This window comes from Actimicrobium sp. GrIS 1.19 (assembly GCF_035984655.1).
In the GTDB taxonomy this organism is placed as follows: domain Bacteria; phylum Pseudomonadota; class Gammaproteobacteria; order Burkholderiales; family Burkholderiaceae_D; genus Actimicrobium.
On the sequence record NZ_JAXCHT010000027.1, the window covers coordinates 19,812 to 37,542 of the forward strand.

Sequence of the window (17,731 nt, forward strand, 5' to 3'; positions counted from 1 at the left end):
GTGATTTTCACCGATTTTGTGCGCCACACCAAATGTTATTGGGCACGCACGACAATATAGCGCGTTACCGGCACCGGCGCTTTGGGTGCGCCGCATCAGCTCAGTTCGTTCTGGTAGTGATGGGAGTCCGTCAGATACAGCCCGCGCCGCACCTCGACCGGCCGATCGCCATAGGTATATGAGACCCGGTCAACGCTGAGCAACGGCGTGTCGACCGTCACCTGCAGCAGGCCGGCAGCCACCCGATCGGGATGGACGGCGCGGATTTTCTCGGTGGCGCGGATCATCCGGGTGCCGAATTCGGTCTCGAACAAGCCATACATCGGCCCCTTGTAGGCCACCAGCCGCTCGGCGGTCAGCCCCTTGAAGATGGCGCCGGGCAACCACAGCTCTTCCAGAATCGTCGGCGCGCAATCGAACGCCTGCACCCGCTTGATGAAGATCACCGCATCGGATGGCTTGATCTCCAGCTGGCGTGCCACCTCGGCCGGCGCGCGCTGCCGCTTGACTTCGATGATGCGGTTGTCAGCCTGGTGCGGCTCGCCGGCGTCGGGCATCAGGCGCAGGAAACGGAACTGCGCGCGGACTTCATGATGGGTGGCAACAAAGGTGCCCTTGCCCTGCCGGCGCACCACCAGATTTTCCGCCGACAGTTCGTCGATCGCCTTGCGCACGGTTCCCTGGCTGACCTTGAAGCGCGCCGCCAATTCAATCTCGCTGGGAATCAGTTCGCCCGGCTTCCATTCACCGGCCTGCAGACTGGCTGTAATGAGCGCCTTGATTTGCTGATACAGCGGGCTGAAGGTCGGCGCAACGACGGCGACAGGGGGATTGTTCGCGGCACTCGAAAAATTAATCGGCAGATTGCTCATAGGGACCGATTTCATCATAAAAGCAGCCATGGCGTCCACAACAAACTGCCTTGTAAGGTGTCTTATATAAGATATAAGATCAGTGTTGACATGATGGTACGGCGCGTCTACACTCGCAAGCAATTTAATGGGTCGAGCGCCGCCGCGGCAGTAATCAATGCACTGTGAACTCTGGCTGACTCGACGCATTTTCAGCAGTATGATTACAGGCTGCCGAAAACCCACCCACGGTTTCGGCCTCGGATTCGCTTCTTTTGCTTCATTACTTACCCACTTGGAGATTCATCATGGCTAAAGCCCCAATGCGTGTTGCAGTGACCGGCGCTGCCGGCCAGATCGGTTATTCACTGCTGTTTCGCATCGCCAACGGCGACATGCTCGGCAAGGATCAGCCCGTCATTCTGCAACTGCTGGAGATCCCGGACGAGAAGGCCCAGAAAGCGCTCAAGGGCGTGATGATGGAAATTGACGATTGCGCATTCCCGTTGCTGGCCGGGATGACCGCCCATAGCGACCCGATGACGGCCTTCAAGGATATCGATGTGGCATTGCTGGTCGGCGCGCGCCCACGCGGCCCGGGCATGGAGCGCAAGGATTTGCTCGAAGCCAATGCACAGATCTTTACCGTGCAAGGCAAGGCACTCGACGCCGTCGCCTCGCGCAATGTCAAGGTGCTGGTGGTCGGCAATCCGGCCAATACCAATGCCTATATCGCCATGAAATCGGCGCCCAACCTGCCAGCCAAGAACTTCACCGCGATGCTGCGCCTGGACCACAACCGCGCCCTGTCGCAGATCGCTGCCAAAACCGGCAAGCCGGTCGCCGCGATCGAAAAACTGTGCGTCTGGGGCAACCATTCGCCGACCATGTACGCCGACTATCGCTTCGCCACCATTGACGGACAATCCGTCAAGGACATGATCAACGACGCCGCGTGGAACAAGGACGTGTTCCTGCCAACCGTTGGCAAACGCGGCGGTGCGATCATCGAAGCGCGCGGCCTGTCGTCGGCAGCCTCGGCAGCCAATGCAGCCATCGACCATGTGCATGACTGGGTACTGGGTACCGGCGGCAAATGGACCACGATGGGTATTGCATCGGACGGCTCCTACGATATTCCCGAAGGCACCATGTTCGGCTTCCCGGTCACCACCGAGAACGGCGAATACAAGATTGTCGCTGGCCTGGAAATCGACGCGTTCTCGCGCGAGCGCATCAACGTGACGCTCAACGAATTGCTCGAAGAGCGCGAAGGCGTCAAGCATCTGGTCGGCTGACACCGGCCCGCATCGCACCGGCGCGCTGTTGACGCCGGTGCTTTTTTCGCGCAGCTCCGAATCCGCAATTGCACTCTGACTCTCATTGCTCATGCACCCTTCCGAGGTTTTATTCCAGGGCAAACGTCCACCGGTGTTGCTTCCGGTCTGCGATCACTATGCCGGCTCCGACAAGCTCATGCGCAAGTCGATCGCCCTGCAACAAGAGCTTGGCCCCGTATTTGACATTACCCTTGATTGCGAAGACGGCGCCGCCGTCGGCGATGAAATCGCCCATGCCGAACTCGTCGCATCGCTGATTGCCAGCGATGCCAATCAGTTCCATCGTATCGGCGCACGCGTGCACGACGTGCACAGTGCGTTTTTCGCCAGCGATGTCGCCGTGTTCAGCCGTATCGCTGACCGGCTGGCCTATCTGGTGCTGCCGAAAGCCGATGGCGTCGCCGACGTCCAGCAGGCCATTGACAGCATCAACCGTGAAACCCGGCTGGCCGGCTTCAAGCCCGTGCCGGTTCATGTGCTGGTCGAAACGCATGGCGCGCTGGAAGACGTGTTCAAGATAGCCGCACTGCAGCAGGTCGAATGCCTGTCGTTCGGCATCATGGATTTCGTCTCGGCCCACTTTGGCGCCATCCCGTCGAGCGCGATGCGCACACCTGGCCAGTTCACCCACCCGCTGGTGGTGCGCGCCAAGCTCGATATCGCCGCGGCCTGCCATGCCCACGGCAAGGTGCCGTCGCACAATGTCACCACCGAAATCAAGGACACTGGCATTGTCGCCAATGACGCCGCGCGCGCTGCCGGCGAATTCGGCTACACCCGGATGTGGAGCATTCATCCGGGCCAGATCAAACCGATCATCAAGTCGTTTGCACCACGCGTTTCCGAAGTCGCCGAAGCTGCGCAGATCCTGCTTGACGCGCAGGCTGCCAACTGGGGCCCGATCAAACACCAAAGTCGCCTGCACGACCGCGCCAGTTACCGTTACTACTGGACCATTCTGCAACGCGCCAAGGCCAGTGGAGTCGCACTGCCCGACGGCGTTGCAGGCTTGCTGTAATCCAATCACCGGAGAAATTTCCATGAACAAAATCCTGCTCGCACTGCTCACCGGCGCCATGCTGGCCACGCTGACACCAGCCATCGCACTGGCTGCCGACGCCGGCACGCCAGCTGTCAAAAGGCACGTCGCCAAAAAAACCGACAAGAAATCGGCCACGCCTGCCGCGGCCGAACTGGCCGCCCCCGACGACGACGACAACGGCGCACCGATCGATGCGGCCAAATCGCTGGCGGTCGAATACAAATGCGAACTGGGCAACAACATCACGATTTTTCACAACGACGGGGATGAGAAATACATCGCCCTACGCTGGAAAAACCTGATCACGCGCATGCAGCGCGTTGGTACCACCACGGGCGCGCACCGTTTCGAGAACAAGCGCTCCGGTCTGGTCTGGGTCGGCATCCCGGCAAAGGGAATCTTGCTGGATTCGAAAAAAGGCCAGCAGTTGGCCAACGAGTGCAAGAATCCCGAACAGGCGGCCCCGAAAGTGGTGGAAGCCGACACCGTAAAAAGCTGACTGACACAAGCTCAACACCCCATCGTCACACTGTGCAATCCAAGGAGAGGTCATGGCCCGCAATACACTGAACACGCTCAAGGAATTCAAACTATCCGATTCCAAAAAGGGCAAGTTCTACTCGCTGCCCGCACTACAAAAAAAACTAGGCGTCGATCTGTCGCGTCTGCCGGTATCGATCCGGATCGTGCTCGAATCGGTATTGCGCAATTGCGATGGCAAGAAAGTCACTGAAGAACATATCCGTGAGCTGGCCAGCTGGAATGCCAAGGCGCCACGCACCAACGAAATTCCGTTCGTGGTGGCACGCGTGGTATTGCAGGACTTCACCGGGGTGCCGCTGCTGGCCGATCTGGCAGCGATGCGCAACGTCGCGGCCAAGATGGGCGTCAAGGCCAAGAACATCGAGCCGCTGGTGCCGGTCGATCTGGTGGTCGACCACTCGATCCAGATCGATCACTTCCGCGAAAAGGGCGCGCTCGACCTGAACATGAAACTGGAATTCTCCCGCAACAAGGAGCGCTACCAGTTCATGAAATGGGGCATGCAGGCGTTTGACACCTTCGGCGTGGTGCCACCGGGCTTCGGCATCGTGCATCAGGTCAACCTGGAATATCTGGCACGCGGCGTACACAAGACTGCCGACAGCGTCTACTACCCGGACACGCTGGTCGGGACCGATTCGCACACCACCATGATCAACGGCATCGGCGTGGTTGGCTGGGGCGTCGGCGGTATCGAAGCCGAAGCCGGCATGCTTGGCCAGCCGGTGTATTTCCTGACTCCTGACGTGGTCGGCGTGAACCTGACCGGACAGTTGCGCGAAGGCGTGACCGCCACCGATCTGGTGCTGAACATTACCGAAATGCTGCGCAAGGAAAAAGTCGTCGGCAAGTTCGTCGAGTTCTTCGGCGAAGGCACCGAATCGTTGTCGCTGACCGACCGCGCCACCATCGCCAACATGGCGCCGGAATACGGCGCGACGATGGGCTTTTTCCCGGTCGACGAACAAACCATCGAGTACTTCAAGGGCACCGGTCGCAGCAAGGCCGAGATCACCGCCTTCGAGAACTATTTCCGCGCCCAGGGCCTGTTCGGCATTCCGAAGTCCGGCGAAATCGATTACACCAATGTCGTCGCGCTGGATCTCGGCACGGTGGCGCCATCGCTGGCTGGTCCGAAGCGTCCGCAAGACCGCATCGAAATCGGCGCAGTCAAATCCACCTTCGCCGACCTGTTTGCCAAGCCAACTTCCGAGAATGGCTTCAACAAGAAAGCAGAAGATCTGGCTGCGGTCTACACCGATGCCGATGGCGTCAAGGTCAGCAGCGGCGATGTGCTGATTGCGGCCATCACGTCCTGCACCAACACCTCCAATCCGAGCGTGATGCTGGCAGCCGGCCTGCTGGCCAAGAAAGCGGTCGAAGCCGGCCTGACCGTCGCGCCGCACATCAAGACCTCGCTGGCGCCAGGCTCGCGCGTGGTGACCAAGTATCTGGAAGCTGCCGGCCTGCTCGGCTATCTGGAAAAGCTTGGCTTTGGCGTGGCCGCCTACGGCTGCACCACCTGCATCGGCAACGCCGGTGACCTGACGCCGGCGATGAACGAAGCCATCGTCAAGAACGACATCGTGGCCTCGGCCGTGCTGTCGGGCAACCGCAACTTCGAAGCGCGGATCCATCCGAACATTCGCTCCAACTTCCTTGCCTCGCCGCCGCTGGTGGTGGCCTATGCCATCGCCGGCAACATGACGCGCGATCTGATGACCGAGCCGGTTGGCACCGTCAAGGGCAAGGACATCTTCCTGGGCGACATCTGGCCAACCTCGAAAGAGATCGCCAAGGTGATGAAGTTCGCGATGAATGCCAAGGTGTTCCGCGAAAATTACGCCGATGTCAAAGGCGCACCGGGCAAGCTGTGGGAAGACATCAGTGGCGTCGCCACCGGTGAAGTCTACGACTGGCCGAAATCGACCTACATCGCCGAGCCGCCGTTCTTCGCCGACTTCACGATGGAGCCGAAAGCTGCCGCCACCGGCATCACCGCGGCGCGCGCGCTGGGTGTGTTCGGCGACTCGATCACCACCGACCACATTTCGCCCGCCGGCGCGATCAAGGAATCCAGCCCGGCCGGAAAATGGCTCAAGGCCCATGGCGTCCTGCTGGCCGACTTCAACTCGTACGGCTCACGCCGCGGCAATCACGAGATCATGATGCGCGGCACCTTTGCCAATGTGCGTATCAAGAACCTGATGATCCCGACCAAGCCGGACGGCTCGCAGGTCGAAGGCGGCATCACGCTGCATCAACCCACCGGCGAAGAAATGTCGATCTACGATGCCGCCATGCGCTACGTCGATGAAGGCACGCCGACGATGGTGTTCGGCGGCGAAGAATACGGCACCGGGTCGTCGCGTGACTGGGCTGCCAAAGGCACCCAGTTGCTGGGTGTGAAAGCGGTCATCGCGCGCTCGTTCGAGCGCATCCACCGTTCCAATCTGGTCGGCATGGGCGTGTTGCCATTGCAGTTCCTGGGCACCGACAGCACTGCCACACTCGGTATCCGTGGCGATGAAACCTTCGATCTGAAAGGCATCGAAGGCGAAATCCTGCCGCAACAGGAAGCCACGCTGGTGATTCACCGTGCCAACGGCGCGTCGCAGGACGTCAAGGTCCTGCTGCGCATTGATACGCCAATCGAGGTCGATTACTACAAGCACGGCGGCATTCTGCCATTCGTGCTGCGCCAGTTGCTGGCTGCATAACAGCGGCTCACGCCGCCTCCGACAACGCCAGGTTCGCCCGGCGTTTTTTTTCGTCTGCAGCAGCAAGCGCCGCCGCAAGGCCGCGCCACACTTATTCGGTGCGTGCCGACCGAATCCACTACAATACGTCTCTCTGCTTTCGTCACTCCAAGTCCCTCATGCGTCGTTCATCCAAAGCCGGTTCCCATAAACTTTCTGCCGACAGCCAACGTCTGGCAACGTTCGCGCAAGCCATCGTGCTGGCCTCGAGCCGCCTCGAAGAGCGCGGCTGGGAAAGCCAGCTCGACGCCCTGCTGCAGAAGCTGCTGCGGGGTGATCATCAGGAAACCATTGACGCCGCGCTGGACCAGTTGTTTGGCAGCGATGCGAATGCCTACGATGCACTGATGGAAGCGGCCGAAGCCGCCAGCGAATCGGCCGTGATCGAACACGATGACCTGCTGTTCGATGCACTGCTGCTGGCCGTACCCATCCTGGCCTGGACGCGCTTTTCGATTCCCTCCGGCCCGATTCCCGCCGATATGCTGATGACGCTGTCGGCACACCTGAATGCGCACCTGCCGGCCCCCAACGTAAAGTTTGCGATGGCGCCGACATTGTTTGCGATCGACCAATTGCCCCGATCACATGTCGAAACCTGGACCGTCACGCAACGGCTGGCCCAGGCCGCGCTCAAGGGCACCGTGCTACGCACGCCGGCCGACGTACCGGAAACGGCGCCCTTCCTGGCCGATACCCGCTATTTGCTGGCGGTCGTGGTGGTCCCGGCCGGTGAACCCCTGCTACGCTGGCAGGCCACCATGCAACTGTCCGACCGCGACGACGCGCTGACGCAGTGGCAGGCGCAGGCCATGCCCAACATTGCCCGCCTGCTGCCGGGTTGCGGCATCGAACTGCTGTTGCCGGAAGCGTATTACGTGGCCTGTCGCGAAGGCGACCGGCAGATCCGGCCAGCCTCGATTCGCGCCGCGGTGCATTTCCTGATCCATACGCTGGCGGTCGATGCGCGCGATCTGCAAGCCAGTATCGGCAGCTTCGGCGAAGACGCCGGCACCGGTCGCGCTGACGAATACCGCATCGGCTTCTCGGTCGGCGACACCAGCGATGTGGTGTACGGTGTGGTCTGGCCCCTGTATGGCGAGGAAGACGAAGAAGACCTGAGCGAACTGGCGACATTGCCGTTGCAGCGCCTCGCCGCCGGCGAAATACCGCGCCCAACGCCACTGGAAGAAATCACGACGCTGTTGCGCGAGGCCGGCGTGGTCCGGGTGATACGTCATGCCGACCGCTTTCCGATGGAATTCTGCGATGATTGCAACGCGCCGCTGTTCCCGGATCCGGATGCGGATCTGGTGCATGCCGAAATGCCGGAAGATATCCCGCAGGGCGCGACGCATTTTCATTAATCCGACGGCCGTCGCCATCGAATAAAGAAGTCAACAAGAAATTTCCGGAGAAGGTATGGACCGCAACGCCCTGCTGGCAACGACTCGTGCTGAATTTCTGCGGGCTTTTTTGCTGGCGGTGGATCGCGCCTTGCCCCGCACCAGCGTCGGTCTATTCAAGGCGGCCGATGCCAGTTTCTACGCCGCCGACCAGCAACGCCTGATCGGCGCCTACAGCATGTTGCGTGATCGCGCCGCCGACCTGCAACAGCAAATGGCGCGCAGCATGGACCAGCTGCTCAATCGCAGTTTCCAGACGACCTACAGCACGTTCCGGCCCTCGTTCCTGTCCAGTTACACCGGCGCCGGACTGGCGCTGGTGGACGCCACCGTGTACGAAGACCAGCTGCGCATCGATGAGGTCACCGGCGCGTTTCGCAACAGCGCGGAAGACCAGCTGCGCGACCTCAACATTCGCGTCGCGATCCTGTTCGAGCAGGACAGCATCAACGAGCGCGAGAATCCGTTTCGTCCCTTTCTGCTGGCCCGCGCGATTGCCACCGCGATCGACAACCTGGGGCATCTGGTCGAACTCAACACCGCCCTGTTCGATCAGCTGGCCAGCGAACTGGAAGACGAAATCGCGGATGTCTACAACGCCGTCAATGCCCATCTGGCCGCGCACGGGATTGCCGCGCAGCTCCAGCTGAAAATCAAGAAATCCGCGTCGGCACGGGTCGACAGCAGCGAGGAGGCGATTGATTCGGAGGCCGAGGCGGCGCCCTATGGTGCGCAGGAAGGCTACCGTTCGGCGCCGACCGACCCGCATCAATTCGACACCGGCGAACGCAGCCTGTCGTCCGATCAGCCGCGCCGCCGGATTGAGCAACTGTTCGATTTTGTCATGCAGATCGCCCGTCCGCAGGCGACGCCGGCAAGCGGCAGCGCAGACCAGCCCGGCCCCGGCGCTGAGCAACGCTCGCGCGACACGGCTGGCGACAATCCCGTGCCGGGTTGGCTGGGCGCACGCGGCATGGCCGATACCTTGCGCAACCTGTTCTTCAACCCGGCCGCAATGGGTCCGATGCGCGGCAACCAGGGCGCTGCGGAAGCGCCCGCCAGCCGCATCGTCAGCGGCAAGCTCAGCGCCTCCCTCGCGGAGTTGATGAACCACCACATTCCAACCGGCGAGGCCATGACCGGCGGCGACGGCACGCTGCGCAACCTGATTTTCGAACAGCGCGCGGCACTGTCGGAAATTACTGAAGACGGCAACGAGCAGATGACCATCGATGTCGTCGCCATGCTGTTCGAGTTCATTTTGCGTGACGCCCAGGTGCCTGCGGAAGTGCGCGCGCAACTGGGGCGGCTGCAATTTCTCGTGCTCAAGGTGGCATTGCGGGAAACCTCGCTGCTCACCCACAAGAGCCATCCGGCGCGCCTGCTGGTCAACCGGATCGGTTCGATTTCGGCCGGGCTCAAGCAAATCGACCCGGATGGCGTGCGCGTCGGCACCGAGATCTGCCGGATTGTCGAAACCTTGCTGGCCGACCGCAGCGAGAGTTCGAACCTGTTCGAAACCATGCTCGATGAATTCGACGCGTTCATCGCCAACGAACTGCGCGCCGGCGACAGCCGCGTCGATCTGGCGGTGCAGGCGGTTGAAAACGCGCAGAGCCGCACCCTGCGCTTCGCCCATCTGACGGCACAGCTCGGTGAAGTCCTGACCGGACTGACGATTGACCCGTTCCTCGCCCAATTCCTGACCACCACCTGGGTCCACGTGATCGAACGGGCCGAACGCGCCGTCGGCTCCACCTCGCAACTGTATCGCCAGCTGGTACCCGATCTGTTGTGGAGCATCGTGCCCAAGTTCACCCCGCCGGATCGCGCCAAACTGGTCGCCATGCTGCCGGGTATCGTGCGTACGCTGCGCTCCGGCATGCAGCTGGAACACTGTAGCGCGGCACGCCAGCAGGAAGTGCTGAACTGGCTGGTTGACGTGCACAGCCGGGCGCTGCGCAGCACCGACGACAACGTGCCGCTGCTGACTCTGGCGTCAATGCATCTGCATTTCGAACATTTCATTGCCAATCCGGAGCGCGACGAGCACCTGTCCGACGCCGGCGATGCCGAAACCGGCGTCTATCACGACGATTTCCTTGCCGAGGCACTGCAGGAATCTGCGGCGCAGGTCGAGCAGGTCGATCCGCTGATCGAACGCGCCGGTGTCCAGATGGGCGCAAGCGGTCACGCACAACCCACCGAGCTGAGCGAGGCCGAGGTGCTGGAGCGTCTGCGCAGCGGCCTCCAGATCACCATCATGCTCGGTGACACGCCGGCCAATGGCCAGTTGAACTGGGTCAATCAACAGACCACGACGCTGGTGTTGACCATGGAAGGTCAGCCGAAGCCATTGATGATGAGCGTGCGCATGTTCCTGCGCCTGCTGGGACTGGGCCGAGTTCAGTTTGTCGAGACGGCGCCGGTGTTTGACCGCGCCGTGCAGGCGCTGTTGCACTCGGCCGAGCAGGTCGAGCAACAGGCTGCGGCCTGAGTTTTACGGCACGGTCCTGGGTCCCGCCACCAGCGCAATGCGCTTCGCAACACGCGCCGCCGCAGCGCTATCGCCACCCTTCTCGGCGCGTTGCAATTGCACCCCCAACCAGGCCAGCAACGGTCGCCGCCAGCCCTGCGCCGAGGCTGTTTCGGTCGCTACCGCGATATCGTCCGGCGTCAGCCGCGCGCGCTGCAACAGCACACCGGCGGCAATCAGGCGTGCCAACGGGTCGTCAATCATGCCGATCACATTGGTCGTGGCATTGCTGCGCGCCGCATCCACCAGCGCGCGATGGTGTGCCGGCAGCAGCGCCGTATCCAGCGCCTGCCACTGTCCCTGCAAATAGGCGGCATACGCACGCTCGGGCGCGGCCGCCTCCGCCGCCAGCGGCTGGTAGCCGGCGCAAGCATCGAACTCCAGAGTGGCGACCCGCGCCGCGCACCGCACCAGTTCGGCACGGGCCACCAGGTCGGCGCGGCCGGTGCTGGCAATGCTGTCGCGCGCGCGTCCGTATTCGAGCTCGGCGATACGCGTATTGCCGCTTAGCCAGGCGCTGGTAAAGGCTTGCAGCTCGCCATGTGCATTGGTTTGCCAGACCGGCGGCAGCGGCTTCGTGCTGCAGGCTGACATCAACCCGATGGTAATCAGAATGACGGGGATTTTCATGGCAACTTGAGCTCGTTGTCGCGTGCGAACGGCCACTTGCGATTGATTTCATCGACCAGGCTGGTCACCTTGCGCAGGCTGGCATCGACTTCCAGCCGCAGCGCGCCCAGATCGTCGGTGGCGACGCGCGCGTTGGCGCCGACCGCCTGCGCCTCGGCCAGCACCGCGTCGACCTTCTTGAGGCTGGTGCGGGCATCGCCCAGCACGGCGTTGAGTTGCTTCACGGTGGCCTGGGCATCCTCCATCACACCCTGCTTGCCGAACACGCGCTGATCCGCCTTGGCCAACAAGCCATTGACGTTGTCGAGCGCCGTGATGATTTTTTTCGCGTTGTCGTCGCTGCCCAGGGCGCCGCCCAGCAGCCCGTATTTTCCGGACAGGCGTCCGGTCGCATTCTGCACGTTGGCCAGCGCGGTATTGAGGCTGGAATCGGACGAGGTCATGGCGCCGAGATTGTCGAGCAGCGTGCGCGCCGCCGCTACCAGGCGCGGAATTTCCGCGCCGGTGTCACCGCGCAGGACGCCGCGCACGGCGTTTTCCGGCAGCGGTGGATCGGTCAGAATGCCGCTGAAGGCGCGAATCCGGGTGTCGCCGACCACGCCACGCTCCAGCGTGAAAATGCTGGAGCTGCGCAACCAGTGGGCATCCTTCTTCGGCACATCAATCAGAATCCGCACCGTGCCGTCGCCGGCCAGTTCAATGCGCTGCACCCGGCCGATCGGAAATCCGGAGAAGGTCAGGTCCATGCCGACAATCACGCCCTCCGAGTTGTCCGAGGTCAGCACCAGCCGCTGCGTGCTTTCGAACACGCCACGCGCATACATCACGTACAGCAAAAAACTGCACACCAGCACTGTCATCAGCACCAGCAGGATGACGGCCCTGAATTCAACATGCGCAATCGGCAGCGCGGCGGGATCTTCTTGCATGGTTCGGCGGGACCTCGATTAAATATATTTGATGGCCAGCGAACCGGCCTCGATCAGCAGCAACACGGACAACAACCGCACTGCACCGGGCTGGACCGCGCCGACGTCAGGTTTCGGCGCCTGCCGCTGGCCGATCAGCGTCGCCATCGGGATGACTGCCACGGCAAGGCCGAACAACACGGTCTTCAGGGCGAAACCAATGGTGATCACCGGTTCGAACACGCGCCCGACGGTGCGCGTGTAATCGCCCAGCCCGCCGATCGAAAAGCCATACACGTTCAGATAGGCCAGCACCAGCACCAGCACACTGCTGACGGCGGCCAGGCTGACCACCGCGAAGGCGCCGGCCAGTACCTGCGGCACCAGTTCGCGCTGCAGATGCGACAGGTCAATCGGTGGCAGCTCGGCCGTGGCGGTGGCATCGAACGCCAGTCCCGAGCGCAGCGTGACGAACAGCGCCGCCGCCAGCGGAATCAGTTCCAGCACCAGGACCCGCACCATCATTTCCAGCGCATATTGCGACAGGCCATAACTGAGCGCGGTGACCACCACGATCCTGATCAGCACCTGGCTGATCAGCGCACTCAGCACCGTGAACCAGGGCAGCACCTGCCAGGTGCTGGCATAGATGTAGCGCGATGCCGCACCGCGATTGGCAGCGCCGTAGGTCGACGGTGAAAACGCCAGCACCAGCATCATGGCGCCCAGATGCACCATCTGCCACCAGCTGACCACGCCGCCGAAGAAGGCGCGGCCCCACTGGCTGGGCTTGAGATGAAGGAAAGAGGTCGACGGCATGGCGCAATGATAACGCAGCGGGGTGGCAAAACCGATGCCTGTGCCGCGGCGATAAAAAACCCTGTCGCGTCTGGCGGGACAGGGTTGATCGGATTGCCTGCAAGGGCCGTGCCGCTTACGCCGGTTTGGCGAGGCTCTTGTTGTACGCTTCGACGCCACCGAGGATTTCGGCCTTGGCATCGTCGGGACCGAACCAGCCTTCGATCTTGACCCACTTGCCTGGCTCCAGGTCCTTGTAATGCTCGAAGAAATGCTGGATCTGCTGCAGGCGCAACTTGTTCATGTCGTCCGGCTTCTGCCAATGCGTGTAAATCGACAGCACCTTGTCAACCGGCACCGCCAACACCTTGGCATCGCCACCGGCTTCGTCGGACATCTTCAGCACGCCGATCGGGCGGCAGCGCACCACGACGCCCGGGAACAGCGGAAACGGCGTGATCACCAGCACATCGACCGGATCGCCATCGTCGGAGATGGTGCGCGGGATGTAGCCGTAGTTGCACGGGTAATGCATCGCGGTGCCCATGAAACGGTCAACGAAGATCGCGCCGGATTCCTTGTCGACTTCGTATTTGATCGGATCGGCGTTCATCGGGATTTCGATGATGACGTTGAAGTCGTTGGGCAGATCGCGACCTGCGGAAACGTGGTTCAAGCTCATGGTGTTTTCTCGCTAAGTGAAAAAAGGGATGGTTCGTTCAATCGAACAGGCCGGCCAGCGCACACTGGCGATAGTGGTTGTTGGCCTGCTCGGTCTGGCCCAGCGCTTCATGCAGCTGCGCCAGTTTCAAATGGGCGGTGCGCACCGTATCGGCTTCGACGGCGTCCGACAAGGCTTGCTCCAGATGGCGCTGTGCCTTGCCCCAGAGTTTCTGCTTGAGGCACAGCGTGCCCAGCGTCAGGGCCAGTTCCGGATCGGTCGGTCGCTGCGTTGCCCACGACTCGCAATGTTCGATCTGCTGCAACAGGGCGGGCGAACCTTCGGCCGCAGCGCTGTCGCGATACGCGCGCACCAGGCGGTCGCTCCACTCGACTGCCAGTGCCCGCTCGACGATAGTGCGGGCTTCGTCGGACAGGCCGCGTTCAGCGAACGCGCGCGCGGCACGCTCGGCGACAAATGGCGTGGTCCGATCGGCAGTCGGGATATCGAGCCAGATGCGGCGCACCGATTCGGCGTCGTGCAGGCTGTCGGACAGCAGATGTTCGTAGGCCAGTTCGCGCAGGCGGCGCGATGCCACCGGGTGCAATGCATTGTTCTTGTCGAGCGAACGCACCAGCCGCAACACCTCGGGCCAGTTGCGCGCCTGCTGGTTCGCCTTCAGCGCCAGCCGCAACACATGGATGTGGCGGGTGCCGCTGGCGTTGAGTTCGGCGACCGCCGCCAGCGCGCCTTCGGACTGATGATCGTTGACCAGCAATTCGAGCGAGGTCATCAGGCGCGCCGTGCGCAGCGCCGGATCGTCGACGGTGCGATTGAGCCAGTCCTCGCGTCGCGCCGCCTGTTGCATGCGGTGCGCGGCGCGTGCGCCGATCAATGCTGCCAGGCCGGCGTTGTCGGGCGAATCGACGGCGCGCGCAGCGGCTTTCTCGGCATGCCCGAAACGGCCCTCGAAAAAAGCCTTGAGGGATTCGCGCAAGGCCTTGTTGCCTTCACGCTCGCGCTTGTCGCGCCGGTAGGCCGCGACCCGGGCCGGCATTTGCTGCGTGATGGCCAGCGTGTTGAGCAGCAAAAAACACAGCCAGAACAGCACGGCCAGCAACAACAGGAAGAAATTCAGCGACAAATCGATCCGGTACGGCGGGTAGAAAAACACCACATTGCCCGGATTGAAACGTGACGCAACCGCCAGCCCAACGGCGGTCGCAAACAGCAGCAGGATTCGGAGAACGAGGCGCACTATGGTTTGGCTTTGTAATTGCGCACGGCGTTGAGGCTTTCCGCCAGCGTCGGGATGTCGATCGAGAGATTGCTCGACTGGATCTGCTTGAGCAGGGCCTGCGTGTTCTGAGTCTGCCGCGCGCGCGTGTCGAAGTATTTGGAGATCGCATCCTGCGACGCAATCATGTCGCTGCGGAAGGCGCTTTCATTGCGCGATAGCAGTGCCAGACGCGCATTGAGCAGGCGCAGCTTGAGGTTCTCGCGGGCGTAATAGGCCTGGGTCGGCGACAACAGCAAGGCGTCCGAACTCTCGACGCTGCGCACCCGGATCAACTGGCTAACCTCGCTCCACATTTCGCTGGTGAAACTATTCCATTTGTTGCGCAAGTCGTCCGGCCATTCCGATGGCGGCCGTCCGCGCGGCGTGGCGGCCGGTGAGGTGCGCTCGGCGTGCACCATGGCACGACGATTGTTCTTGGGTGGCGTGGCGGGAAGCGAGGGTTTCTCGTCCGACAGCAACGGCATGGCGTCGATCTGGCCGATGGCGCTGTCAAGGCGCAATGCAATGCCGGTCAGATCAAGTGCCGGCACCGAGCGCAGTCTGTCGAGATCACGCGCAATCGAGCGGCGAATCGTGATGAACTGCGGTTTGTCCGAACGCGACAGGCTGCGGTCGGCGTTTTGCAGCGCGATCAGTGCGCCCTGCACGTTGCCAGCCAGTTGCAGCTGCTGGCTGGCGGTCGACAGCACCTGTTCGATTTCCGCCAGCGCCCAGTCGTCGCGGTTCTTCGACAGGTCCTGGTACAGCTGTTCGAGCGCCAGTTGCTGGCTCTGCGCTTCGGCCTGGCGGTTTTCCAGCACGCTGACCTTGCCCTGCAATTCGCGCGTGCTGTCCTGCAGCGACTTGACGATGCCCCTGGTTTCACTGTTGATGTTGTCGCCGGCCTTCAGGCGCTGCGCGGCTTCGGTGCGCAGAATGTGCATTTCATTGCGCCAGGACCACCACTGGCCCAGCAGCAAAACCGTCAGGAGCAGGATCAATGCATACAGCAAGCGCGGCGCGGCGCCCGCCTTGCGGCGGCCCGCTGCCAGATTGTCAGGGGTCGGAGAAGGGGACATTGTGCCAGGCTGGGGAGGATGGGGTAAATCAGTCATGGGCGCGATTGTAACGCGGTAAGTAGCCCGTCGTCCCCTGCGTCGGTCAAGTGGATGTGTTGCAGGCCACAGGCGAGGGCCGTTTCGGCGATCCGGCGATGCGGTACGTAGAAGTGTTGTTGTTGCAGTTTGGCGACTCCCTGCAGTGGATCGACATGCGCGGCGCTTTCCAGCAAACCCTGCAGCGCTTGCGAACTCGTGATGATCCAGCCGTGCGGCGTTGCCAGCAACGTGCCCAACTGCTGCGCGCGAGCGGCGTCAAGCGGCACGACGCTGCGCCGGTAGGCAGCCACCTGTTCGACCACGACGCCGGCCGCGCGCAGGGCATCGGCCAGCAACTCACGGCCGCTTTCGCCGCGCAGGATCAGCACGCGGCGCCCGCGCAGGCGCTCCAGATCGAGCGCCAGCAGCAGCGTCTGCGAATCGGTGCGTTCGGTGTCGTGCGGGCTGCTGATTTGATAGTGCGGTGCACTGACACCGTGGCGCGCCAGCGCGCGTCGACTGCCCTCGCCCATCACTGCCAATGGCAGCGTAACCGGCCACGCCGACAGTTGCGCAAAGGTGGCATCGATGGCGTTGGGACTGACGAAGGCGACCAGTGCGAAATCCGTCAGTCGCGCCAGCACCGCACGCAACGCTGTGGGGTCCGGCAAGGGCTGGATGTCGAGCAGCGGGAACACCACGACATCGCGCCCGGCCTCACGCAAACGCTGCGCCAGTTCGCCGGCTTGCGCCAGCGGCCGCGTCACGATCAGGGTGTCAGGCATTGCCGCCGATGAGGTCGGTGCCATCCTGCGCGGCGCTTTCGCACAGCGCCAGGATTGCTTGCGCGCCGCGTGCATGCAAGGCGGCGGCGACTTCGCGACCCAGTGCTTCCGGCGCCTCGGCCGGTCCGCTGGCCTCGAAGCTGGCCACGCGCGTACCGTCGGGGGTTGCCACCATGGCGCGCAGGCGCAGGTGCTCGCCATCGAGCGTGGCGAACGCTGCCAGCGGAATCTGGCAACTGCCGCCAAAGGCGCGCGACAGCGTGCGTTCGGCGCGCACTGCCAGTGCCGTGGCGCGATGATCGAGCGGCGCCATCAGCGCCAGCAGATCGTCGCGACCGGCGCGAATTTCAATCGCCATGGCGCCCTGCCCCGGCGCCGGCAAACTCAGCTCCGGTTCCAGCGCGGCGCGGATGCGCTGCGGAATGCCAAGCCGTTTCAAGCCGGCCGCCGCCAGAATGATGGCGGCATACTCGCCGCGATCGAGCTTGCCCAGGCGGGTATCGAGATTGCCGCGCAGCGGCTTGATCACAAGATGCGGAAAACGCGCCGCGATCAATGCCTGGCGCCGCAGACTGCTGGTGCCAACGATGGCGCCGGCCGGCAACGCCTCCAGCGACGCATGGTCATTCGAGACGAAGGCGTCGCGCGGGTCCTCGCGTTCCAGCACCGCCGCCAGCACAAAGCCGGCAGGCAATTCCATCGGCACATCCTTGAGCGAATGCACCGCCAGATCGGCACGGCCTTCTTCCAGCGCGACTTCGAGCTCCTTGACAAACAGGCCCTTGCCGCCGACCTTGGAAAGCGTCCGATCAAGAATTTGATCGCCGCGCGTGGTCATGCCAAGGATTTCAACAACGCACAGCGGATATAATGCGGCCAGTCGTGCACGTACATGCTCGGCCTGCCACATGGCCAGACGGCTTTCACGAGAAGCGATGATGAGCCTTGCGGGTGGGGATGTTTTTAACACGCATTCTTTCAGTGATTGCAGCGCCCATGTAGCCGATGCGCCGCCGGTTGTAGCCAGATTTGTGGGGCCAAGTTTATCACGCAGCTCCCGCCGATTCGATACCTCCGGACAGCCCGGTTTTCGCCA

15 protein-coding genes are annotated in these 17,731 nt (G+C 62.6%); 6 read left to right on the forward strand and 9 right to left on the reverse strand.

Translation table 11 applies throughout. The features are described from left to right. Positions 1-95: 95 nt before the first annotated feature. Entirely contained in the window at positions 96-872 is a 777-nt protein-coding gene (locus RCH09_RS16480) for a GntR family transcriptional regulator (RefSeq protein ID WP_326942225.1), read from the reverse strand. 287 nt (positions 873-1,159) lie between these two features. On the opposite strand from RCH09_RS16480, the gene RCH09_RS16485 reads away from it, so the two are divergent. From RCH09_RS16485 to RCH09_RS16510, 6 genes are all read left to right on the forward strand, one after another. Continuing rightward, complete coding sequence (locus RCH09_RS16485) at positions 1,160-2,149, forward strand: malate dehydrogenase (protein WP_326942226.1); 990 nt, start codon at positions 1,160-1,162, stop codon at positions 2,147-2,149. Positions 2,150-2,240: 91 nt separating this feature from the next. Then, positions 2,241-3,209 carry an HpcH/HpaI aldolase/citrate lyase family protein gene (locus RCH09_RS16490; RefSeq protein WP_326942227.1) on the forward strand — a complete coding sequence of 323 codons (969 nt, stop codon included), beginning with the start codon at positions 2,241-2,243 and terminating at the stop codon, positions 3,207-3,209. A 22-nt stretch (positions 3,210-3,231) separates the two neighbouring features. Further along, positions 3,232-3,732 (forward strand): hypothetical protein, encoded by a 501-nt coding sequence (locus RCH09_RS16495; protein WP_326942228.1) that lies wholly within the window; start codon positions 3,232-3,234, stop codon positions 3,730-3,732. 52 nt (positions 3,733-3,784) lie between these two features. Further along, entirely contained in the window at positions 3,785-6,496 is a 2,712-nt protein-coding gene (gene acnA, locus RCH09_RS16500; RefSeq protein WP_326942229.1) for an aconitate hydratase AcnA, read from the forward strand. A 158-nt stretch (positions 6,497-6,654) separates the two neighbouring features. Continuing rightward, a complete protein-coding gene (locus RCH09_RS16505; RefSeq protein WP_326942230.1) occupies positions 6,655-7,902 on the forward strand; it encodes a DUF2863 family protein in 1,248 nt (415 codons plus the stop codon). Positions 7,903-7,957: 55 nt separating this feature from the next. Next, the gene (locus RCH09_RS16510; protein ID WP_326942231.1) at positions 7,958-10,438 is read left to right on the forward strand and encodes a DUF1631 family protein; all 2,481 of its coding nucleotides are present in this window, start codon (positions 7,958-7,960) and stop codon (positions 10,436-10,438) included. A 3-nt stretch (positions 10,439-10,441) separates the two neighbouring features. On the opposite strand, the gene RCH09_RS16515 is transcribed toward RCH09_RS16510, so the two are convergent. From RCH09_RS16515 to hemC, 8 genes are all read right to left on the reverse strand, one after another. Beyond that, a complete protein-coding gene (locus tag RCH09_RS16515; protein ID WP_326942232.1) occupies positions 10,442-11,107 on the reverse strand; it encodes a hypothetical protein in 666 nt (221 codons plus the stop codon). Continuing rightward, the gene (locus RCH09_RS16520; protein ID WP_326942233.1) at positions 11,104-12,036 is read right to left on the reverse strand and encodes an MlaD family protein; all 933 of its coding nucleotides are present in this window, start codon (positions 12,034-12,036) and stop codon (positions 11,104-11,106) included. The genes RCH09_RS16515 and RCH09_RS16520 overlap by 4 nt, the downstream gene beginning before the upstream one ends. Before the next feature lie 18 nt (positions 12,037-12,054). Continuing rightward, positions 12,055-12,834, reverse strand: a complete 780-nt coding sequence (locus tag RCH09_RS16525) for an MlaE family ABC transporter permease (RefSeq protein WP_326942234.1) — start codon at positions 12,832-12,834, stop codon at positions 12,055-12,057. A gap of 115 nt (positions 12,835-12,949) precedes the next feature. Then, positions 12,950-13,495: an inorganic diphosphatase gene (ppa, locus tag RCH09_RS16530; protein WP_326942235.1), complete on the reverse strand. Its 546-nt coding sequence runs from the start codon at positions 13,493-13,495 to the stop codon at positions 12,950-12,952. Between the two features lie 37 nt (positions 13,496-13,532). After that, positions 13,533-14,732, reverse strand: coding sequence for a heme biosynthesis protein HemY (locus tag RCH09_RS16535; protein ID WP_326942236.1), 1,200 nt, complete (start codon positions 14,730-14,732; stop codon positions 13,533-13,535). Continuing rightward, positions 14,732-15,832, reverse strand: coding sequence for a uroporphyrinogen-III C-methyltransferase (locus tag RCH09_RS16540; RefSeq protein ID WP_326942237.1), 1,101 nt, complete (start codon positions 15,830-15,832; stop codon positions 14,732-14,734). The genes RCH09_RS16535 and RCH09_RS16540 overlap by 1 nt, the downstream gene beginning before the upstream one ends. Before the next feature lie 32 nt (positions 15,833-15,864). After that, positions 15,865-16,635: a uroporphyrinogen-III synthase gene (locus RCH09_RS16545; protein WP_326942238.1), complete on the reverse strand. Its 771-nt coding sequence runs from the start codon at positions 16,633-16,635 to the stop codon at positions 15,865-15,867. Beyond that, a complete protein-coding gene (gene hemC, locus RCH09_RS16550) occupies positions 16,628-17,605 on the reverse strand; it encodes a hydroxymethylbilane synthase (RefSeq protein ID WP_326942239.1) in 978 nt (325 codons plus the stop codon). The genes RCH09_RS16545 and hemC overlap by 8 nt, the downstream gene beginning before the upstream one ends. Between the last annotated feature and the right edge of the window lie 126 nt (positions 17,606-17,731).